Genomic DNA, 21002 nt, shown 5'->3' on the forward strand with positions numbered 1-21002 from the left:
TCAGAGTACGGCGTGACGCACTTTTGCAGACACCCACTCAGACAGCACCACCGTCGCAAATATCAGCACGAATACGGTAGCGACCTGCGCCCAGGCCAGGTTGTTGATGGCGGCATTCATTTGCAGCCCTATGCCGCCAGCCCCGACCAGTCCAAGAGTTGTCGCTTCACGAATATTAATATCCCAACGATAGACACTGATGCCGGCAAAGGCCGGCAGGATCTGTGGCCAGACGGAGTAAGCAAGCACCTGCGGGCCACTGGCACCAGTCGCCGTGATGGCTTCAACAGGGGTCGGGTGAATCTCTTCAATAGCTTCGTACAGCAGCTTGCCCACAAAACCAATCGAGCGCAACGCGATGGCCAGCATTCCGGCAAAGATGCCAGGCCCGACAATTGTCACCAGCAGCATTGCCCAGATCAGAGCATTAATGGATCGTGAACTGACAATGATGGCCAGTGCGACCGCGCGCAGAGACGCGTGAGGTGTCGTGTTACGCGCGGCCAGAAACGCCAGCGGGAAGGCAATCAGGATACCCAGCGCGGTACCAACCGTTGCGATATTGATCGTATCCCACAAGGGCATCATTAAAGAGCCGGTAATACTCCAGTCGGGCGGGATCATGCGGCCAATCAGGCTGGCAGCCTGCTCGTCGGCATCGTACAGAAACTCCCAGATGGTATTCTCGGAAATTAACGCCCAACACCACACAAACAGCATGCCACCGAGCATCCAGCCTGCCCAGATCGCGTATTGCTTTGCCGGTTCACGCCGCTGCCATTCCTTGAGGCCGTCTTTTTCGCGGATAGGCATTATTGAGTCCACCTTCTCACATAACCAGAGAAATACTCGCTCAGCAGGACGATGGCAATGATCAGCAACAGTATGGCGGCCGAGGTGTCATAGTCGTAGCGATTGATCGAAGTGTTAAGCGTCGCGCCGATACCACCGGCACCAACGATGCCGATAACGGCCGACTCCCTGAAGTTGATATCCAGACGATACAGCGATAAACCTATCAGTCTGGGCATGACCTGGGGCTGCACCGCATAGTTGACCCATTGCAGCCAGGTGCCACCCGTCGCCCGGATCGCCTCCAGCGGCTCTCGCTGGGCGTCTTCTATATCCTCCGCGAGCAACTTGGCCATAAACCCTATTGTCGCAAATGCCAAGGTAATGACACCGGCTAAAGGACCGAAACCAAACATGGCAACAAACAGAATGGCGATGATGATTTCCTGAAACGTTCGCGACAGGGCAATGATGGTGCGACAGATGTAGTACACGGGTGCTGGCGCAATATTGCGCGCTGCGCCCAGGCCTACTGGGACCGCAAGCAGGACGCCGATGATGGTAGCCGTAAAAGTCATCGTCAGACTTTCCTGCAGGCCAACAAATATCTCGCCGCTGCGGCTGACAAAGTCCGGACTCATGAACGAGGCTACAAACTCGACGCCACGATCCATGCCCTGGGCCACCCGATCCCAGTTAACATCAACACTGAGCCAGGCCGCTATGACATAGGCCAGGACACCCAGATTGAGCGACACACGCAGCCAGCGACGTCTAATCAGAGGCAGGGGTGACCAGACACCTTGCTGCAGCTGTTGTAGACGCTGGACATCCGCCGCTGAAGTACCGTTCAGGCTCATGGGTGTGCATCCACCGTCAGTGTACGCACTCTGTCCTCTGGCGGGGAGCGCTCGTCATCGTCCTCATTGTCCGCGGGAACCTCCCAATCCTCTTCTCCATAGATACTCGTCAGAATGGCGGGGCTCAGGTCCTGCGGCGAGCCGTCGAACACGATCCTGCCAGCGCGCAATCCGACAACCCGGTCGACGAACTGCTGGGCCAGCACAACGTCGTGGATGTTGATGATGGCCGCCAGTTGCTGCTCCCGGCACAGATCGCAGATCAGTCGCATGATCTGCCTGGAAGTTTTTGGATCAAGACTGGCCGTGGGCTCATCAACCAGCAATAGCTTGGGATTCTGCATCAGGGCGCGGGCGATGCCGACGCGCTGCTTTTGTCCACCCGACAGCGCATCTCCCCGTTTGTCGAACATGGTTTCCAGACCGACCCTTCGCAGCAGATGAAAGGCCTGCTGAATATCGGATTTAGGGAAGCGACGAAAGTAGCTGCGCCAGAACCCTACATAGGCCAGGCGCCCAGATAATACATTCTCCATCACGGACAGACGCTCAACCAGAGCGTAATTCTGGAATATCATGCCGATCTGGCGGCGTGCCTGCCGCAGCCTCGCACCCCTGACCCGGGTAATGTCCTCGCTGTCCAGCTGCACCTTTCCATCAGTGGGTTCAATCAGACGGTTCACACATCGAATAAGTGTGCTTTTGCCTGCGCCTGACGGTCCGATCAATGCGATGACCTGGCCCGCAGGTATGGTCAGATCGATATCGCTGAGGGCGAGCTCACTTGTCTGGTAGCGTTTGCTCACGCCTGATAGTGTCAGCATGCTGCGTGATCTCCCTCAGTCACAATTGTAAATCGTATCATTGGCTTCATCGATATCCCGAATCACCTGCCAGTGCTGTTTATAGCTGATCGGAATAAACTGGGCCATCCCCGCATCGGCAAATTCCTGCTGCAGTGCCGAGCCTTCCCAGTCAAAACTGAAAAAGGCACGGCGAATGTTTTCGGCGAGTTCCGGCGCCAGGTTGTGTGCCATACCATAAGCTGTGGTGGGAAATGTCAGCGAACGATATATGCTGCGATACTGCTCAGCACTGACAACATCCCTGCCCTCCATTCGGCGCAGAACCTCATTGGCAATGGCTGCCGCCTCATAATCGCCGTTAACAACGCCCAGGATCGAATTATCGTGACTGCCAGAGTAGGTGCTCGTGTAGTCGCGATCGGCCTGCAGCCCAAATTCCCGGTCCAGCAGTGTCGACGGTGCTTTGAATCCTGAGTTGGATGTTGGTGATGTAAATGTGAGCTGGCGTCCCTGCAGATCAGCAGCGTTGTTAATACCACTGTCGGGATAGGTGATGATCTCCATTTCGTATCCGAAGCTGCCGTCCTGGGCAGCCATCATGGCAAACGGCACAAATCCTGTGCAATTGACGGCAACCGGTGTCGACCCGGTATTAAAGCCGGCAACATGCAGGCGGCCTGCGCGCATCGCCTCCAATTGGGCGGCATTGGACTGCACCGGAAAAAAGCGGATCTCTTTTCCAGTCAGGGTTTCCATGTGGGTGATAAATTCGTCCCATACCTGAGAGTACAGTGCCGGGTCTTCTACGGGAGTGTAGGCAAATACCAGAATTCGTGGGTCGCGCCATGCCTCCGGGTCCGCCGGTCGGTCAGCGACCAGATCGGCGTCGCTGTCCTCATAGCGCGGCGACAGCTGAGCCGAGGCTAGCAGCGGCAATAACGCCGCGAGCGTGCCCGCTGTCACGCGCACCAGGCTGCGGTGAAGCGTCAGCGCTGAGTCGGTGGCCTTGAATAACATGATGACTGCCCTATGACTGCATGGAACAGCTGCATGGTTGAAATAGACGCAGCTGGGTATCGCAGATTATTTATTATTGTCGGTATTTCACCTGCTGTAGCGGCTGCTGCCAGCAAGAGAGTGATTGTGGATCATAGCAGGTGCTGAATTGCCGTCAACCACGCAACAGGACCTGAAACTGAATCAGAATATCATCTGCATTGCCATCATTGACCAGCACCTCTGCCGTCGGGTCTGGGGCCTCGAAATCATTGGTGAGTGCAGATGCGCTGGCAACGCTGATCCCATCGCGACGACTGCGTAGCCGATCAACTATTAATTGTGGGTCCGATTTCACCCAGATAAACCGTATCTGTGGCAATCTTGCCTGTAACCAGTCCCGATGACGCTGTTTGTAGGCCCCCTGGGTCACAATCAGGGGCTTGTCAGGCGCCGCGGACACCCGCTGACGGATGGTTTCCAGCAGTACCGCAAAAAACTCATCACGCATTGCGTCGGTAAAAGGTTGAGCCGTATTCAGAGCCTCACGCATGGCGGAAGTGATGTCATCGTCAGCATGGTACACAGGCCAGCCGTAGTGCCGGGATAAAACATCACCGGCAAATGACTTGCCGCTTCCGGACAAGCCGAACAAAAACCATACTGTTGGCAGGTTCATACCATTTATCACTTGCTGCATACTGAGACTATCCTGAAACTTTCCCCGGAATGGATTTTAGCGTACACCTGCGTGTATTATTCGGCTTTTGCAAATCGATCTGTTGCAGGAACCAAAGATGGGCAGAGCATACCAGAACCGTAAAGAGTCGATGGCCAAAACGGCGGCGGCGAAAACCAAAGTTTACAGCAAATATGCGCGTGAAATTTACGTTTGCGCGAAGTCTGGCGGCACAGACCCCGATGGCAATCTGACTCTGCGCAGCCTGCTGGATCGTGCCAAGAAAGACCAGGTCCCCAGCCATGTGATTGATAAGGCGCTGGAGAAGGCCCGGGGCAGCGGCGGGGAAGATTTTTCGCCGGCACGCTATGAAGGGTTCGGTCCTGGAAACTGCATGGTCATCGTTGAGTGCCTGACCGACAATCCCAATCGAACCTTCGGTGATGTCCGTCAGTGTTTTACCAAGACCAAATCGAAAATTGGCGCGCAAGGCAGCGTCAGCCACATGTTCGATCACTGTGCCATTCTGGCCATCATGGGTGATGATGAAGAGAGTGTGCTGGAGGCACTGCTGGGCGCCGACGTCGACGTCACTGATATTGAAAACGAAGACGGCCGTATCACGGTCTTTGCACCTCACACAGAGTATGCAAAGGCACGCCAGGCATTACGCGACGCTTTCCCTGATGTCGAGTTTGAAGCCGATGAAATTCAGTTTCTGGCACAGACGCAGACCGAATTGAGCGGTGACGATGTTGCACTCTTCGAGCGCTTTATGGATATGCTGAACGATCTGGATGACGTCCAGAATGTTTATCACAACGCGGTATTGCCCGACTGAGGCAAACGCGGCAGCTCTGGCGCAGCCTGGTCAAACACCGGCTGCCAGTCTTCCTCTGGTTGTGGTGCTCCGAAATAGTACCCCTGTTTAAAGTAGCAGCCGAGCGCCGTCAGACGCTCGGCCTGCGCTGCCGTCTCCACACCCTCGGCGATTACCCGCAAGTCCAGACTGGCACCCAGCGCTATAATGGTTTTCACGATGGCCTCATCGTTAACATCATCCAGCAGATCCCGCACAAAAGACTGATCAATCTTCAGTTGCGACAGTGGCAGCCGCTTCAGATAACTCAAAGAAGCATAGCCGGTACCAAAGTCATCCAGCGCAAACTTGATACCCATGGCCCGCAACTCCTGCATGCGCTCAATTGTCGACTGCACGTCTTCAATCAACAGACTCTCGGTAACTTCCAGTTCCAGAAGCCTTCCATCCACACCTGACTGTTGAATACAGTCGGCAATCTGGCGTACAAATTTGGGGCTGCGAAATTGTCGCGAGCTGATGTTGATGGCAAGCGTCATTGACCGAGTCGCGCTGTGCTGCTGCCAGCGCCTGAGGATACGACAGGCTTCGGCGATCACCCATTCGCCAAGAGGAACGATCAGCCCTGCCGACTCTGCGACTGGAATAAAGTCTCCGGGCGAGACGCGCCCAAGAATGGCATCCTCCCAGCGCAGCAGGCCCTCCATACCAATAACTTTGCCGTCGCCATCAACCTGGGGCTGCAGGTGCAGGTCCAGACCAGTGCCATCAAGTGCACGCCGCAGGGCTTTTTCGATGCTGGTACGTCTGGTGACCTCAATCTGCATGGCGGGGTTAAAAAACTTCACGGTATTGCGCCCGGCGTTCTTCGCCGCGCCCAACGCCAGGTCCACCGCCTTTAGCAGCTCATCGACAGATTCGGCGTCAGAAAACATCGCCACACCAACACTTACTGATGTGGTGACTTCATGCCCATGCAGGTCAAAGGGATCACTCAACTGCACGCGCAGAGTCTCGGCGAGGTCATTGACACGATTGACTGCATCATCAATCTCAAGTGCCAGGTCTTCCACTATGATGACAAACTCGTCTGCACCGAGTCTTCCCGCTGTATCAGTAGGCAACAGACTACGCTCTACTCGATGTGCCACCTGCTTCAGAAGCGCATCCCCATGATTGTGGCCCAGTGAGTCATTGATAGTCTTGAAGTTGTCCAGATCGATCAGCACTAACGCGCCCTGATACCCAGTTATCTCGTGCCCCCCCAGGGCGTGCTCCAGCCGCTCCAGTATTAAACGACGATTGGGTAGCCCGGTCAGCGAGTCAAACGAAGCAAGCTGCTGAAGCTGGCTGTTCATTTTTCGGTGTTCGGTAATATCAGTCGAAATACCACAAAGAGAAGAGATGGTATTGTCCGGATTGCGCAATGGAATCTTGACTGACAGGAGTGTGTATTCGTCCTTGCCATCGCGGGAAACACTGTGCTCCTCATGGGCAACTCGCTCGCCCTGGCGTATGACACGCATATCATTCTGTCGTATCTGCTCATAGGTACGACTGTCAAAAAATGACTCGTCAGTTTTGCCGAGAATTTCACTTTCCGGCCGCCCGAACAGTTCGCAGACCTTACGGTTTACGTATTGATAACGAAGCTTGTAGTCCTTGATGTATATATATGCATCGACACTATTGAGGATAATGTTCAGTCGCTGCTCACTGTCCTGCAGGCTTCTGGTCCTTACTTTGACCCGGTAGCTCAACGCCAGGCTGAAGGCGATTGCCACGAGCAATGCGAGCCCCATTGCTATTGAGCCCCAGACGATCCAGCCCGGGAATCCGCGGTCATTCTGATAGTTCCACTGCTCCAGAATCCGATAATAAACCGAGCTGGGGTCAGCTCGCCATCGAGTCAGGTAGTTATCAATCGCCGTAAGGATAACCCCATGTCTGCCAGCGGGTACGGCAAAATATAACTGGCTGGGTTGAAACAGGATGGGTGTGGGCGTCAGTCCGAGGCGACTGGCTTCCATATCTCCAGAGTGGTAACTGGACACCACGGCATCGGCAGCCCCCTCGGCGACAGCGGTGAATGCCTGTGTCTGATTATCGTAGAGCATCCAGTCGACGTTCAGGAAAAAATTTTCTGCCAGTGACTCAAGATAGGCTTGCTGAATGGAGTCTTGCAGCAAAGCAATACGTTTTCCGTCCAGATCCAGAATTCCCAGAATGCCCTGACCACGCGATTCGTAAACCTGAGACCAGCTCAGCAACGCTGGCTGCTGATGAAAATCAAACCGCTGCTGCCTGTCAGAATCAATGGCGACGTCCGGCATGATGTCGATTTCGCCACGCTCCAGCAGCGTCAGACACTCACTCCATTGACAGGGTACAGGTCTGAGCTGCCAACGCTCGGCTCTGGCAATCTCACGCAGCAGGTCTCCGTGTATACCTGAGATGCTGCCCTGTTCATCCAGGAACAGTTTTGGAGGGTTTTCGTAAACACCCACACGCAGCACACTGGTTACCGGTTGTGCATAAGCTACTGACATCAGGTTGGCCAGCACCGCCAATGTGATCAGAAATCCAGCACGTAAAAGTGACGTCTTGTCGCACATCGCTATTGGACCAGCCTGCTCCCTGAAAATGACGATCAGTCTACCGCGCCGTTGCCCATACAACTTTATCTACACGTGATTATTGCGTCGGGGCCTGGGTGTGGGAATTCTACCGGTAATTTCGCTGATAGACATCAGACCCCATGTATTCAATCTGTCTGTCGATCATGCGATCCATGGCCTGCAGCACCCTGTCATGGGCAACTCTGTGACCTTCCAGTTCCTGCAGGGTATACACTATCGCCTCCAGTGTCGATAAGGCGTCGGGTTCGCTTGCGCGGCGGATGCGGTATCGACTGGCTGGCACGGCATTGAGACTGAACCTTGGCAGAGACTGCAGCACAGGCCACGTGTACAGCATTTTGCGACTGCGCCGCCAGCTGGCGTCAAGAAATACCAATGGCCTGGGACTTTGCCCGCGAAGTTCTTCAACAGGCCGGGATTCATCGCCCGGGTAGATCAGTACACAATCCCCTGGTAACGATGGCAAAGCGTTCGGTTGCACGACAAGCGTGTGAAGGAGACAATCCGAATAGCTGAGTGACGCGAGCCGGGCTGTACCCAGCGGGTGTGTCGCTTCGCGTAAATCCTGCAGAATGACCAGCGGCCAGGTATTGGTTGTGGCTACAATGTCTGCGCAAAGGCAGGTAGGGATCGGTCTCTGACACCGGCTGCAGCGTTGTCGAGCCATGGCGAGTCCATATAGGTGGGAGTGATGATGTACCAGCGTCGTCAATTAATGCACGACGCTGGCTTCATCAGCCGCAATCAGCTTGCAGCAAAGGCTTCTTTTTCTTCGTCGGTCACTTCTTTGATGCTCAGCTTGATACGGCCGCGTGCATCAAGGTCCATGACTTTGACCAGCACATCCTGTCCTTCACTCAGATACTCACTGATATCTTCAACACGATCAGAAGAGATCTGCGAGATGTGAACCAGACCGTCTTTGCCCGGCAGAATGGTTACAAAGGCACCGAAATCAACGATACGGGCAACCTTGCCCATGTACAACTTGCCTACTTCGGCTTCTGCTGTAATGCGCTGAATCAGCTCAATGGCCTTGTCACGAGAATCAGCATCTTCGCCATAAATGCGAATATTGCCGTCATCGTCGATATCCACAGACGCGCCACTTTCCTCTGTGATAGAGCGAATGGTGGCACCACCTTTACCAATCACATCACGAATCTTGTCGGAATCGACTTTCATCGTTGCCATGGATGGCGCATTCTCGGAAACGTTCGGACGGGCAGTAGCCAGTACTTTGTTCATCTCGCCGAGAATGTGCAGACGCGCTTCCAGTGCCTGATTCAGAGCGATCTCCATGATCTCTTCATTGATACCCTGGATCTTGATGTCCATCTGCAGGGCGGTCACACCCTTGTCAGTACCCGCCACTTTGAAGTCCATATCGCCGAGGTGGTCTTCATCACCAAGAATGTCGGTGATCACCGAGAAGCGCTCGCCGTCCTTGATCAGACCCATTGCGATACCAGCGACCGGGGCAGTCAGTGGCACACCCGCATCCATCATGGCCAGTGAGCTACCGCATACTGAGGCCATGGAGCTGGAGCCATTGGATTCGGTGATTTCCGATACCACACGGATAGCGTACGGGAATTCCTCTTCGCTCGGCATTACTGCCTGCACACCGCGCTTGGCCAGCTTGCCGTGGCCGATTTCGCGACGCTTGGGACCTGACATGAAGCCAGTTTCACCCACGCAGAAGGGTGGGAAGTTGTAGTGGAACATGAAGGCTTCTTTTTTGGAGCCTTCCAGACCTTCGATCATCTGTGAATCACGAACAGCACCCAGAGTGGTAACTACCAGTGCCTGAGTCTCGCCACGCGTGAACAGGGCTGAACCGTGAGCTTTGGGCAGAACGCCTGTCTCGATCGCAATTGGACGAACCGTTTTGCTATCACGACCATCGATACGTGGCTGACCGTCAAGCACGCGATTGCGAACTACTTTTTTCTCAAGTTTTGCGAACACGCCTTTCACGTCGTCAGATGTGACACCTGATTCTTCGCTGACGAACTGCTGTTTGGCCTGCTCCAGCAACTGACCCAATGCATCGTAACGCTGCATCTTGTCAGAAATCTGGTAAGCGTCGGTGATACCAGCAGTGAACGCATCGGCAATTGCCTTGACCAGTGTTTCGTTCTCTGGCTCTGGCTGCCATTCCCAGACCGGCTTGCCGGCTTCTGCCTTAAGCTCGTTGATTGCCTGAATAGCGCCCTGCATGGCTTCATGACCATACAATACCGCGCCCAGCATCTGGTCTTCGGTCAGTTGCTTGGCTTCTGATTCAACCATCAACACGGCGGATTCAGTGCCTGCCACAACCATGTCCAGCAATGAGGTTTCCAGCTGTTTGGCATCCGGGTTCAGGATATATCCATTCTCCGGGTCGAAACCGACGCGTGCTGCGCCGATGGGGCCGTGGAAAGGGATACCCGAGATAGCCAGAGCTGCTGATGCGCCAATCATGGCTGCTACATCAGGATCTTCGTCCTTGGTTGCAGAGATGACAGTACAGATGACCTGTACTTCATTTTTGAAACCCGATGGAAACAAGGGGCGGATAGGCCGGTCAATCAATCGCGAAACCAGCGTCTCTTTCTCGGTGGGACGCCCTTCGCGCTTGAAAAAGCCGCCGGGGATTTTACCGGCAGCGTAGGTTTTTTCCTGATAGTTGACAGTCAGCGGGAAAAAGTCGGCGCCAGGGGCAGCCGTCTTTTTGCCCACGACTGTGGCGAGCACCTGAGAGCCACCCATGGTGACAATCACAGCGCCAGTAGCCTGTCGTGCAACTTTACCGGTCTCCAGAGTGACCGTCTGGTCACCAAACTGGAAGGTCTTACTTACAATATTAAACATACTCTGTTCCTGTTTTTTATTTGAGACCCGGGCAGCATTGCAGCAACATCCGTTTTACCAAGAGTCTCTTCTCACTGTCTCATCGTCTTGAAATTGCGATGCGTCTTAGCGACGCAGGCCCAGACGTTTGATCAGATCGGCATAACGGTCAACATCCTTGCGCTTCAGGTAATCCAGCAGCTTGCGGCGGCTGTTTACCATGCGGATCAGACCACGACGCGAGTGGTGGTCGTGCTTGTGTTCACGGAAGTGATCCTGCAGCAGATTGATGTTCTCAGTCAGCAACGCAACCTGTACTTCGGGAGAACCCGTGTCGTTGTCGCCGCGTCCGTATTCGTTAACAATTGCCTGTTTCTGTTCAGTCGTTAAAGCCATTTTAAAATCTCCAGTTCAATATGCATTAATGTTTAATGACATCCTGTCAGCCAGCATAACCGTGCATAATTACAGTTACCTGGTGTCTTCCTTCATTAATCGGCGTGGAGCCACTCGACCATCATCGAGCACTTCTCCCATACCGAAGAATTCTTCTTCATCGTACAGCCGCACCAGACCAGTGTCTGGAAGATGTCTGACCATCACGGCCTGTCCCTGCTTCATGTAGACTGCAGTCGCTGCTGGCATGTGGACTGCCGGCAAGTGCTCAATGGCCTTGTCGGCTGGACGCAATAACGCATCAACAGCCTCCAGCCCCCGGGCTTCATGCAGCTCTTTCAGGGCGTCGAGCGTCACGCACTCGTCAATTCCAAAAACGCCGGCCTGCAGTCTTCGCAGCTCCGTCACGTGCCCGCCGCAACCCAGGCTTTCTCCCAAGTCGTCAGCAATGGTACGCACATAGGTTCCTTTGCTGCAACGTATTTCCAGTTCAGCACTGTCACCGTCGAACGACTTCAGCCGAAGCTCGTGAACCGTCACCAGGCGTGGTGTCCGCTCCACCTGTTGCCCCGCCCGGGCGAGTTTGTACAAGGGCTGACCTTTGTGCTTCAGGGCAGAGTACATCGGTGGCAACTGCTCAATTTGACCGACAAACTGTGTCAGCGCCGTGACAACATCTGACTCACTGACCGAGACCGGTCGGCGACTGATTACTTCGCCTTCAGCGTCTGCAGTGTCAGTCCTTTCTCCAAACTTTACCCGTGTCAGATATCGCTTGTCCGCTTCCAGCAGAAACTGCGACACTTTGGTTGCCTCTCCAAAACACAGTGGCAACACGCCGGTAGCCAGAGGATCAAGCGCCCCGGTATGTCCTGCCTTGGCGGCCTGCAACAACCTTTTGGCTTGCTGCAGACAGGCATTGGAGCTAATACCCTGAGGCTTGTCTACCAGCAGAATACCGCTTATCGGGCGGCCTTTCTGCTTTCTGCCAGCTGCCAATTCAGTGCCTCTCTTCCTGACTGTCACCCGTATCCGGGGTGTCCGCACCTTCACCGTGCTCGCTATCCTCTTCAAGCGCCCTGTCGATCAGGCTGGAGAGGTACCGCCCACGGGCAATACTTTCATCGTAGCGAAACTGCAGGGCGGGTGTTGTTCGCAGGCGCAATTCTTTGCCCAGCAGACTGCGCAGATAGCCAGAGGCTTTGTTGAGAACCGCCAGGCTGTCATCAATCTGCTTGCGGTCCAGCTCGCCCATATCTTTAAGCTGGCTGTCCAGACCAACTGCGTCGCGCGTCATCACAGTCACAAATACTGTGGCATGCGCAAAATCACGACTTACATCAACACCTGTTACCGAAACCATGCCAAGCCGGGGATCACCTATTTCGCGCATGATCAGATCCGCGAGAATTCGCTGGATCTGATCGGCTACCCGTTGTGCGCGCGGAGATGTATTACTCATCAGAGTGTTCTGGCTACCTCAATGGTCTGGTAAACCTCGATCTTGTCGCCTACTTTGACATCGTTGTAGTTCTTCACGCCGATACCACATTCCATGCCGTTGCGGACTTCACTGGCGTCGTCTTTAAAGCGGCGCAGAGATTCCAGCTCGCCTTCAAAGATCACCACGTTGTCACGCAGAACACGGATGGGACGGCTGCGGTATACCGTGCCTTCCACCACCATACAGCCGGCCACCTGGCCAAACTTTGGTGAATTGAACACGTCACGAACCTCAGCCACACCCAGGATTTCTTCACGCAGCTCAGGCTCAAGCATACCGCCAAGAATGGCCTTCACGTCATCAATCACGTCGTAAATGACGTTGTAGTAACGCAGGTTGATGCCTTCGTTTTCGATGACATCACGGGCAGACTTATCCGCACGGACGTTGAAGCCGATCAGCATCGCATTGGAGGTTGCCGCCAGGTGCGAATCGGTTTCGGAAATACCACCGACGCCAGCGGCTACCACGTTGACTTCTACCTCATCGGTACCAAGCTTCTGCAGCGAGCCGACGATGGCTTCCATCGAGCCACGTACATCTGCCTTGATGATGACGTTGAGGATGCTCTTACCCGCTTTGCCGATACCGGCAAACATGGCTTCCAGCTTATTGCCCTGTTGCAGTGCGTTTTGCTTTTCCTTGTGCTTTTCACGGCGGAATTCAGCAACTTCCTTGGCGCGCTTCTCGTCAGCTACAACAACAAATTCATCGCCTGCTTCAGGAACGCCATTGAAACCCAACACCTCAACGGGGATGGAGGGTCCAGCCGACTTAACCTGGCGACCCGCCTCATCAATCAGTGCTCGTACACGGCCAAATTCGTAGCCGGCAAGAATAGTGTCGCCAACATTCAGCGTACCGTTCTGAACCAGAACTGACGCAACCGGGCCACGCCCCTTGTCCAGACGTGACTCGATCACAACACCTTTGCCTGGTGCATCGACAAAGGCCTTGAGTTCCAGCAGCTCAGCCTGAAGCAGAATGGCTTCCAGCAGTTCTTCAATACCCTGGCCAGTATGAGCAGATACCTGAACAAACTGGACGTCACCGCCCCAGCTTTCCGGTATCACGTCTTTGGCAGCCAGCTCACTGGTCACTTTATCAATATCGATATCTTCTTTGTCGACCTTGGTAATGGCGACAACGATTGGCACCTCCGCAGCGCGGGCGTGCTGAATTGCTTCCTCAGTCTGCGGCTTGACGCCATCATCTGCTGCAACCACCAGTACTACAACGTCAGTTGACTTGGCACCGCGTGACCGCATGGCACTGAAGGCCGCGTGTCCCGGGGTATCCAGGAAACAGATCATGCCGTGGTCTGTCTCAACGTGATAGGCGCCAATGTGCTGGGTAATACCACCGGCTTCGCCGGCAGCAACAGATTCTTTGCGAATGAAATCCAGCAACGATGTCTTACCATGGTCAACGTGACCCATGACAGTAACCACAGGTGCGCGTGTGATTGCTTCATCACCGCCTTCATAGACCAGTGACTCGTACAGATCGTCTTCGATTGCATCCGCCGAGACGAATTTTGCGGTATGACCCATCTCTTCAATCAGCAGTGTCGCAGTATCCTGATCCAGAGCCTGGTTGATGGTTGCCATGACACCCATCTTGAACAGCGCCTTGATCAACTCAGCCGACTTGACTGACATTTTTTGAGCGAGGTCGCCAACGGTATTGGCTTCACCGATGGTGATTTCGCGAGAAATAAACTCAGTGGGCTTCTCGAAACCGTGCTGCTTGTTGCGCGACTTCTTGCGGGGACCGCCGCGACGACCACGCCCACCATCGTCGAACTCGCCATCTTCGAGCACAAAATCATCAATCCTGGCTTTACCAGGCTTCTTGCCAGCAACCGCCTTTTTGCGGAAACCGGATTTCTTTTCTTCATCCTTGTCATCGACATCAGCTTTACGCCCGCTTTTTGCAGCGGGTTTCGCTTTACCACGACCGGGTTTGGCGCTGTCTGGATCCTGAGCCGGAACATCGGCAACCGGGGCGGCTGGCTTAGCCTCTGCTGTATCAGCAGCTGGTGCCTTTTCCGGCTCCGCGGCGTCGGAAGTTTCAGCCGGGGATGCATCAGTAGCAGCATCTTTCCTGCCCACGTCTGCGTCTTTACCAGATTCTTCTGCTGGAGAATCAGTCGTCGCTTCAACTGCAGGCTCTGCTGCTGCCAGTTCCTGATCCAGCGCCTCTGGTGGAACAATCAGTTCCTCTTCAGCCGGCTTCTCTGGTTGCAGTTCACTGCGTTTTACATAGGTACGCTTTTTACGTACTTCAACGCTGACGGTTTTTCCGCGCCCCTGACCGGAGGCGGTTTTTAGGGTTTCAACCGTCTTTCGCTTCAGCGTAATTTTCTTCGGTGAAGCATCGGCGCTGGCCGCGGCTCCATGACTGCGACGCAGGAACAGCAGCAATGTATTTTTGTCTTCATTGGAAATAGGCTCCTCCGCACGCTTATGCGGGAGACCTGCCTCCTTAATCTGGGCAAGAAGCCTTTCTGTGGTCACACCGACCACTTTGGCCAGTTCACCGACTGTTACATCTGCCATCTAGTTACTCCTGTCTGCTCTTGCCGCCTGGTTATTCAAACCACGGTGCACGAGCCGTCATAATCAATTTGCCGGCACGCTCTTCAGTCATGCCGTCAATATCCATCAATTCGTCGATCGACTGTTCAGCCAGATCTTCCATGTTGAGGATGCCTTTCTCTGCCAGCGACATCGCCAGCGCATCATCCATGCCTTCCATGTTCAGCAGGTCTGCTTCCAGATTGGCGCTGGACAGTCCTTCCTCGGATGCTATCGCCTGTGTCAGCAGCGCATCACGGGCACGATCCCTAAGTTCTTTAGCGATATCTTCATCAAAGCCGTCGATACTCAGCAATTCGTCCATCGGAACATAGGCAATCTCTTCCAGTGAGGTAAAACCCTCACTGACCAGCAGTTCGGCGACATCTTCATCCACATCCAGCTTGTTCATGAATGCAGTGATGTAGGTGCTTGCCTCACGCTGCTGTTTGTCCTGCGCTTCCTCAATGCTCATTACATTGATCGCCCAGCCGGTAAGCTCAACGGACAGACGCACGTTCTGACCGTTGCGACCGATTGCCTGTGCAAGATTGTCTTCTTCAACAGCAACATCCATTGTGTGGCTGTCTTCGTCCATGACGATAGACGCCACTTCGGCAGGCGCCATCGCATTGATCACCAGCTGCGCAGGGTTGTCGTCCCACAGAATGATGTCGATACGCTCATTGGCCAGCTCGTTAGAGACCACCTGCACGCGTGAACCGCGCATACCTACGCAGGCACCAACCGGATCGATCCTGCCATCATTGGTACTGACGACGATCTTGGCGCGCGAGCCAGGATCTCGCGCTGCTGCGCGAATTTCGATTACACCATCAGCAATTTCCGGCACTTCAATCTTGAACAGCTCGATCAGCATGGCCGGAGCGGTACGACTGAGAAACAGCTGAGGCCCACGGATCTCCTGACGGACATCCTGAAGCAACGCACGAATGCGATCACCAGTGCGGAACATCTCTCTGGGGATCATCTGATCACGAAGCAGAATCGCTTCTGCATTGCCACCCAGATCGACGAGCACACTTTCGCGAGTAACTTTCTTGACAGTACCCGACACCAGCTGACCGATACGATCGCGGTATTCACTGACGACCAGTTCGCGCTCAGCCTCACGCACCTTTTGCACGATAACCTGTTTGGCGGTCTGGGCAGCGATTCGACCGAATTCTACGTTTTCGATTTTCTCTTCCCAGACATCACCGATGTCCAGATCCGGGTTCTTTTCGCGCGCCTGATCCAGAGTCATTTGATGACCTGGCTCTTCCAGATCTTCATCAGCCACTACATCCCAGGTGCGAAATGTTTCGTACTGACCGTTCTTGCGATTAATGGCAACCCGGCAGCTGGCTTCTTCGCTTTCAAAACGCTTTTTGGTCGCAGTCGCCAGAGCAGTCTCAATGGCTTCGAAAATAACGTCGCGTGACACTCCCTTCTCGTTAGAGACCGCGTCTGCAACTGCCAGAATTTCTTTACTCATCATAGTAGTGTCACCTTACAAACGAAACACGCGAATCAGAACGCGATGTTGGCCTTGTCAATCTGGTCAAACGGGATTTCAACCGGTTCGTTATCGACGATCATGGTGATATTGCCCGCTTCAGCGTGCTGCAATAAACCTTTAAATTTACGTCGCCCATTGATCGGACCACGCAAGCGCAAACTGATTACCTCACCAAGGAATTCCTGATACTGCTTGAGCGTAAACAGCGGTCGGTCGAGGCCGGGCGAGGAAACCTCCAATGTATACTCACCAGGGATGGGGTCTTCAACGTCAAGTACCGCACTGACTTGTCGACTGACGCTTTCGCAGTCGTCGATTGTGACACCCTCCGGGCTGTCGATATAAATACGCAGGAGTGATGAGCGCCCTCTGACGAGGTACTCCACACCCCACAGTTCAAGGCCAAGGGCCTTAACCGTCGGTTCCAGCAGCTGTGTAATCTTGTCAGTTGATGTCGCCAAATTTCCGCCAATCCATATCGACTGCACAAACAAAAAGTGGGCCTGCGGCCCACTTTGAAGAATGCTATCACTTGCTTTCGGGGCCAGCCAGTTACAATTCGTCCGCTCTCGGACGACCTGTTTCAGACCACCTAACAAAAAGCCCCATCATGGGGCCTTTTGTAGCAGCGCCGGCAAACGGCTCGGCGGCTGCGAATTGGTAGCGGGGGCAGGATTTGAACCTACGACCTTCGGGTTATGAGCCCGACGAGCTGCCAGACTGCTCCACCCCGCAACAAAACTTTAATTATTTCAATTTGATGCAAAAGATCTTCGCTATTTGCACCCAGATGGCTTCTGGCGTTGCCATCATCTGAGGGTGGGTATTCTAGCGCCGGGCCGGAGAAATAGTCAAGCCCGATTTTACTTTTGCGGTAAGTTGGTGCCGAAGGCGAGACTTGAACTCGCACGACCAAAAGGTCACTACCCCCTCAAGATAGCGTGTCTACCAATTCCACCACTTCGGCTAAAGGTTTACTGCGGCTCCGACTCCGGGACCGCCGGTATATCTGACGAATCTACAGGCGCACTCACCTGCGGAATATCTGATTGCTGCTCCATTTCACGCAGCAACTCCGGATTTACCAATGGCGCGCCGTCTTCCGCACCTGCACCAATGCTGTACTGCTTTGCGTAAATCGCAAGAACCAGACTGGTCGCAAAAAATATCACAGCAGCCACGGTTGTGGATTTAGTCAGGAAGTTACCGCTTCCGGACGCACCGAACACCGTCTGCGAGGATCCGCTACCAAACGCCGCTCCGGCGTCTGCGCCTTTGCCCTGCTGCAAAAGCACCAGCCCGACAATCGCGATCGCGGCGATGACATGCACTACAACTATCAGCGTTTCCATAATTAACTCACGCTCTTACAAATTCGTATAAAGGCCTGCGCGTTCAGCGAGGCACCACCCACCAGACCACCATCTATGTCCGGGCATGCAAACAGCTCTTCAGCGTTATCAGCTGTGACGCTACCGCCATAGACAATCTGCACAGCATCGGCGACTGCTGCATCATGTCTGGCCAGGTACTGCCGGATCACTGCATGCATATGCTGCGCCTGCTCACTGGTTGCGGACAATCCCGTTCCTATCGCCCAGACTGGCTCATAGGCAATCACCGAATCAGCGAACGCGGAGACCCCGTGTGCCGCTACCACGCTCGCAATCTGCGCCAGCACCGTCTCTTCAGCAGCACCTCTGTCGCGCTGCTCACGCGTCTCACCCACGCATAAAACCGGAATCATTCCCGCTTCCGATACTGCCCCGACCTTGCTGGCAATCAGCTGGTCGGTCTCGCCGTACAGCTGGCGACGCTCCGAATGCCCTACGATCACATAGCGCACATTGAAGTCGCGCAACATACTAGCAGCAACCTCGCCTGTGTAAGCCCCCGAAGACTGTTCGCAGACATTCTGGGACCCAACAATCAGTTCGCTGCCGTGTGCGGCTTCGGTCACCTGTGTCAGATAAGGGAACGGCGGACAGACAACGACATCGACACCGTTGACTCCCTCGGACAGACCGGTCAGCAGACCCTGCATCAAGTCATTGATATCGGCTCGCGAGCCATTCATTTTCCAGTTGCCGGCCACCAGCGCCCGTCGCATACGCTCAACCCTCTATCCTTCGGCTGCCTGTCCTCGACAGAGCGGGGGCGACACTATAACCACTTTGCTGAAGGCATGCAAGCAGACTCAATACAGGCATGATTCTGCACCTGACCTACTCGACAGCACGCACGATATCTGCCAATTGTGTGGCATACCGGCTGACCTGCTCAGCCTGCTCACCCTCGACCATGACCCTGATCAGAGGCTCGGTCCCTGACGGGCGCAGAAGCACTCGACCACGACCAGCCATTTCAGATTCGAGCTGCTTGACTGCATTGATCACATTGATGTCATTCATCACCCGCTGCTTGTCCGCAATACGGACATTGATCATGGTCTGCGGCATTTTTTGCATTTCAGTGCACAGCGCGTTCAGCGAACTGCCTGTCTGCACCATCGCCGCCAGAACCTGTAGCGCAGAGACGACGCCGTCGCCAGTAGTCGTCGCATCCAGGCAGATGATATGGCCGGATGACTCCCCACCGAGCTGCCACTGGTGCTGCTTAAGAGCCTCCATTACGTACCGGTCGCCCACACTGCTGCGCACAAACGGCACTGCCAGTGACTTCAGGCCCAGCTCAAGACCCAGATTGCTCATCTGTGTGCCAACCACACCACCCAGGTTGACGCCTCGTCGTCGACGGTCCTTCGCAATGATAAACAGCAATTCATCACCATCAACGATGTTGCCCAGGTGGTCGATCATGATGACACGGTCACCATCACCATCGAAGGCAATACCCAGGTCGGCCTTCTCGGACAGCACCTCTCTAACCAGTTGGTCGGGCGCTGTGGAGCCGCAGCCCTCATTGATATTCAAACCATCCGGCTTCACGGAGATTGCCTTGACACTGGCACCCAGTTCAGAAAATACACTGTTGGCAATGTGATAGGTTGAACCGTTGGCACAATCGACCACAATCCTCAGGCCTCGCAGCACACTGCCACCAGGAATCGTGCGCTTGCAGAACTCGATGTAACGCCCAGCCGCATCAGAGATTCGCGACGCCTTGCCCAGCTGCTGGGAAGGAACCGTGGTCAGGTCGCGCTCAAGGTATTCCTCGATGGCAAGCTCGGTTTCGTCAGGCAACTTGGCGCCGTCCCCAGAGAAAAACTTGATGCCATTATCCTGGAAAGCGTTGTGGGAAGCACTGATGACGATACCTGCTTGCGCCTGAAAGGTTCGTGTCAGATACGCAATAGCGGGCGTTGGCATCGGACCAAGCATGTGGATATCTACGCCTGCGGAGGCGAGCCCCGCCTCCAGCGCCGACTCGAACATATAGCCGGAGATGCGCGTATCTTTGCCGATCAGAATCTTGCTACGACCACCACTCTCCCGCGCAAAGACCTTGCCAGCGGCCCATCCCAGTTTCAGCATGAAATCAGGCGTGATGGGATACTCACCTACGTGCCCGCGAATTCCGTCAGTACCAAAGTATCGTTTTTCCTGCATCGTAGACGATTCCTTATTGTTCTTTGATCGTTGTGATATCTGCCATCAGTGTTTACTGCCGCAGATTCAGCCAGCGAACGCCATCAGCGCGCTAGCCATGTTGTACTGTTGCCGCCAGAACCCGCATGGCATCGACTGTCTCTGGCACATCGTGAACACGTATGATGTCTGCGCCATTCGCAGCCGCTATGACTGCCGCCGCCAGACTGCCCGCCATACGCTGATCAACCGGCCGATCCACGACACGACCAATCATCGATTTTCGCGACATACCGACCAGCACCGGCAGATTGTGCCGCCCCCGAAAATAGCTCAAGTGTGCCAGCAGATGATAATTGTGTTCGTCAGATTTACCAAACCCGAAACCAGGATCAACACACAAACGTGATCGGTCGATTCCTGCGGCCTCTGCACTGATAACGCGCCGACTGAGAAAATCATCCACTTCTTCGAGAACATTCTGGTAGCTCGGCTGATCCTGCATATTGGATGGCTGGCCCTGCATATGCATCAGGCAGACGGCCATTTCGCTGGCGGCGGCAGCGGCGAGTGCACCTTCACGCTGCAGGGCCCGCACGTCATTAACCATGCCCGCACCCGATGCAGCTCCCGAGGTGATGACCGACGGCGTGCTGGTGTCGATCGAGATGATGACATCCAGCTCTCCGGCAATCGCCTCAACAACCGGTATTACCCGGTCGAGCTCCTCCTGCTCTGAGACCGGTCTGGCGCCAGGCCGGGTCGACTCACCGCCAACATCAAGCAAAGCAACACCCGCCGCGACCATGGACTCTGCCTGGCGCAGTACTTTGTCGATTGATACGGAGAAGGAGGTTTTTCGTGCGGCAAATTGACCGCCATCCGAGAAGGAGTCAGGCGTTACATTAATGACGCCCATGACAACAGGCGTAGAGAGATCAAGCCAGCGGCCTGAACAACACAGCCCCCGTTGCCGGGGGCGTGCCAGATTGGATCTATCAGTTGTCATTCGTGCCGACTAGC

General features: G+C 54.7%; 19 protein-coding genes and 2 tRNA genes. 1 reads left to right on the top strand and 20 read right to left on the bottom strand.

Annotated features, from left to right (window positions below; translation table 11 throughout):
- The 5 genes from phnE (LVD14_RS00690) to LVD14_RS00710 form a co-directional block, all read right to left on the bottom strand.
- Positions 1-813, bottom strand: a complete 813-nt coding sequence (gene phnE / locus LVD14_RS00690; RefSeq protein ID WP_237132106.1) for a phosphonate ABC transporter, permease protein PhnE — start codon at positions 811-813, stop codon at positions 1-3.
- Positions 813-1652 carry a phosphonate ABC transporter, permease protein PhnE gene (gene phnE / locus LVD14_RS00695; protein ID WP_237132107.1) on the bottom strand — a complete coding sequence of 280 codons (840 nt, stop codon included), beginning with the start codon at positions 1650-1652 and terminating at the stop codon, positions 813-815. The genes phnE (LVD14_RS00690) and phnE (LVD14_RS00695) overlap by 1 nt, the downstream gene beginning before the upstream one ends.
- The gene (phnC, locus tag LVD14_RS00700) at positions 1649-2476 is read right to left on the bottom strand and encodes a phosphonate ABC transporter ATP-binding protein (RefSeq protein ID WP_237132108.1); all 828 of its coding nucleotides are present in this window, start codon (positions 2474-2476) and stop codon (positions 1649-1651) included. Before phnC ends, phnE (LVD14_RS00695) begins: the two co-directional genes overlap by 4 nt.
- A gap of 15 nt (positions 2477-2491) precedes the next feature.
- Complete coding sequence (phnD, locus tag LVD14_RS00705) at positions 2492-3475, bottom strand: phosphate/phosphite/phosphonate ABC transporter substrate-binding protein (RefSeq protein WP_237132109.1); 984 nt, start codon at positions 3473-3475, stop codon at positions 2492-2494.
- 154 nt (positions 3476-3629) lie between these two features.
- A complete protein-coding gene (locus tag LVD14_RS00710) occupies positions 3630-4154 on the bottom strand; it encodes a gluconokinase (RefSeq protein ID WP_237132110.1) in 525 nt (174 codons plus the stop codon).
- Between the two features lie 97 nt (positions 4155-4251).
- Between LVD14_RS00710 and LVD14_RS00715 the strand changes: the two genes are divergently transcribed.
- A complete protein-coding gene (locus LVD14_RS00715; RefSeq protein WP_237132111.1) occupies positions 4252-4974 on the top strand; it encodes a YebC/PmpR family DNA-binding transcriptional regulator in 723 nt (240 codons plus the stop codon).
- Here the strand turns inward: LVD14_RS00715 and LVD14_RS00720 are convergent.
- From LVD14_RS00720 to folP, 15 genes are all read right to left on the bottom strand, one after another.
- Entirely contained in the window at positions 4950-7568 is a 2619-nt protein-coding gene (locus LVD14_RS00720) for an EAL domain-containing protein (protein WP_237132112.1), read from the bottom strand. The two genes, LVD14_RS00715 and LVD14_RS00720, sit on opposite strands and share 25 nt — an antisense overlap.
- 109 nt (positions 7569-7677) lie before the next feature.
- Complete coding sequence (locus tag LVD14_RS00725) at positions 7678-8259, bottom strand: tRNA-uridine aminocarboxypropyltransferase (RefSeq protein WP_237132113.1); 582 nt, start codon at positions 8257-8259, stop codon at positions 7678-7680.
- 77 nt (positions 8260-8336) lie between these two features.
- Positions 8337-10451, bottom strand: coding sequence for a polyribonucleotide nucleotidyltransferase (pnp, locus tag LVD14_RS00730; protein WP_237132114.1), 2115 nt, complete (start codon positions 10449-10451; stop codon positions 8337-8339).
- 105 nt (positions 10452-10556) lie between these two features.
- Positions 10557-10826 (bottom strand): 30S ribosomal protein S15, encoded by a 270-nt coding sequence (gene rpsO / locus LVD14_RS00735; RefSeq protein WP_237132115.1) that lies wholly within the window; start codon positions 10824-10826, stop codon positions 10557-10559.
- Between the two features lie 75 nt (positions 10827-10901).
- Positions 10902-11825 carry a tRNA pseudouridine(55) synthase TruB gene (gene truB, locus LVD14_RS00740; RefSeq protein ID WP_237132116.1) on the bottom strand — a complete coding sequence of 308 codons (924 nt, stop codon included), beginning with the start codon at positions 11823-11825 and terminating at the stop codon, positions 10902-10904.
- Between the two features lies 1 nt (position 11826).
- Entirely contained in the window at positions 11827-12288 is a 462-nt protein-coding gene (gene rbfA, locus LVD14_RS00745) for a 30S ribosome-binding factor RbfA (protein ID WP_237132117.1), read from the bottom strand.
- Positions 12288-14891: a translation initiation factor IF-2 gene (infB, locus tag LVD14_RS00750; RefSeq protein WP_237132118.1), complete on the bottom strand. Its 2604-nt coding sequence runs from the start codon at positions 14889-14891 to the stop codon at positions 12288-12290. The genes rbfA and infB overlap by 1 nt, the downstream gene beginning before the upstream one ends.
- Before the next feature lie 31 nt (positions 14892-14922).
- Positions 14923-16407, bottom strand: coding sequence for a transcription termination factor NusA (gene nusA, locus LVD14_RS00755; RefSeq protein WP_237133384.1), 1485 nt, complete (start codon positions 16405-16407; stop codon positions 14923-14925).
- A gap of 35 nt (positions 16408-16442) precedes the next feature.
- Complete coding sequence (gene rimP, locus LVD14_RS00760) at positions 16443-16892, bottom strand: ribosome maturation factor RimP (protein ID WP_237132119.1); 450 nt, start codon at positions 16890-16892, stop codon at positions 16443-16445.
- 197 nt (positions 16893-17089) lie between these two features.
- A tRNA-Met gene (locus tag LVD14_RS00765) sits at positions 17090-17166 on the bottom strand.
- Between the two features lie 145 nt (positions 17167-17311).
- Positions 17312-17398, bottom strand: a tRNA-Leu gene (locus tag LVD14_RS00770).
- Positions 17399-17405: 7 nt separating this feature from the next.
- Positions 17406-17783, bottom strand: coding sequence for a preprotein translocase subunit SecG (gene secG, locus LVD14_RS00775; RefSeq protein WP_237132120.1), 378 nt, complete (start codon positions 17781-17783; stop codon positions 17406-17408).
- A gap of 2 nt (positions 17784-17785) precedes the next feature.
- Positions 17786-18541, bottom strand: a complete 756-nt coding sequence (gene tpiA, locus LVD14_RS00780) for a triose-phosphate isomerase (RefSeq protein ID WP_237132121.1) — start codon at positions 18539-18541, stop codon at positions 17786-17788.
- Between the two features lie 115 nt (positions 18542-18656).
- On the bottom strand, positions 18657-20000 hold the full coding sequence (gene glmM, locus LVD14_RS00785; protein ID WP_237132122.1) for a phosphoglucosamine mutase: 1344 nt from the start codon (positions 19998-20000) through the stop codon (positions 18657-18659).
- 91 nt (positions 20001-20091) lie between these two features.
- Entirely contained in the window at positions 20092-20988 is an 897-nt protein-coding gene (folP, locus tag LVD14_RS00790) for a dihydropteroate synthase (protein WP_237132123.1), read from the bottom strand.
- Positions 20989-21002: the final 14 nt, after the last annotated feature.

The sequence above is a fragment of the Pseudohongiella sp. O18 genome, assembly GCF_021729085.1.
Classification (GTDB): Bacteria; Pseudomonadota; Gammaproteobacteria; order Pseudomonadales; family Pseudohongiellaceae; genus Pseudohongiella.

Excerpts from the sequence above, each read along its gene's own strand:
- phnE (WP_237132106.1), bottom strand. The coding sequence starts at position 813 with ATGCCTATCCGCGAAAAAGACGGCCTCAAGGAATGGCAGCGGCGTGAA.
- phnE (WP_237132107.1), bottom strand. The coding sequence starts at position 1,652 with ATGAGCCTGAACGGTACTTCAGCGGCGGATGTCCAGCGTCTACAACAG.
- phnC (WP_237132108.1), bottom strand. The coding sequence starts at position 2,476 with ATGCTGACACTATCAGGCGTGAGCAAACGCTACCAGACAAGTGAGCTC.
- phnD (WP_237132109.1), bottom strand. The coding sequence starts at position 3,475 with ATGTTATTCAAGGCCACCGACTCAGCGCTGACGCTTCACCGCAGCCTG.
- LVD14_RS00710 (WP_237132110.1), bottom strand. The coding sequence starts at position 4,154 with ATGCAGCAAGTGATAAATGGTATGAACCTGCCAACAGTATGGTTTTTG.
- LVD14_RS00715 (WP_237132111.1), top strand. The coding sequence starts at position 4,252 with ATGGGCAGAGCATACCAGAACCGTAAAGAGTCGATGGCCAAAACGGCG.
- LVD14_RS00720 (WP_237132112.1), bottom strand. The coding sequence starts at position 7,568 with ATGTGCGACAAGACGTCACTTTTACGTGCTGGATTTCTGATCACATTG.
- LVD14_RS00725 (WP_237132113.1), bottom strand. The coding sequence starts at position 8,259 with ATGGCTCGACAACGCTGCAGCCGGTGTCAGAGACCGATCCCTACCTGC.
- pnp (WP_237132114.1), bottom strand. The coding sequence starts at position 10,451 with ATGTTTAATATTGTAAGTAAGACCTTCCAGTTTGGTGACCAGACGGTC.
- rpsO (WP_237132115.1), bottom strand. The coding sequence starts at position 10,826 with ATGGCTTTAACGACTGAACAGAAACAGGCAATTGTTAACGAATACGGA.
- rbfA (WP_237132117.1), bottom strand. The coding sequence starts at position 12,288 with ATGAGTAATACATCTCCGCGCGCACAACGGGTAGCCGATCAGATCCAG.
- infB (WP_237132118.1), bottom strand. The coding sequence starts at position 14,891 with ATGGCAGATGTAACAGTCGGTGAACTGGCCAAAGTGGTCGGTGTGACC.
- nusA (WP_237133384.1), bottom strand. The coding sequence starts at position 16,407 with ATGAGTAAAGAAATTCTGGCAGTTGCAGACGCGGTCTCTAACGAGAAG.
- secG (WP_237132120.1), bottom strand. The coding sequence starts at position 17,783 with ATGGAAACGCTGATAGTTGTAGTGCATGTCATCGCCGCGATCGCGATT.
- tpiA (WP_237132121.1), bottom strand. The coding sequence starts at position 18,541 with ATGCGACGGGCGCTGGTGGCCGGCAACTGGAAAATGAATGGCTCGCGA.
- glmM (WP_237132122.1), bottom strand. The coding sequence starts at position 20,000 with ATGCAGGAAAAACGATACTTTGGTACTGACGGAATTCGCGGGCACGTA.
- folP (WP_237132123.1), bottom strand. The coding sequence starts at position 20,988 with ATGACAACTGATAGATCCAATCTGGCACGCCCCCGGCAACGGGGGCTG.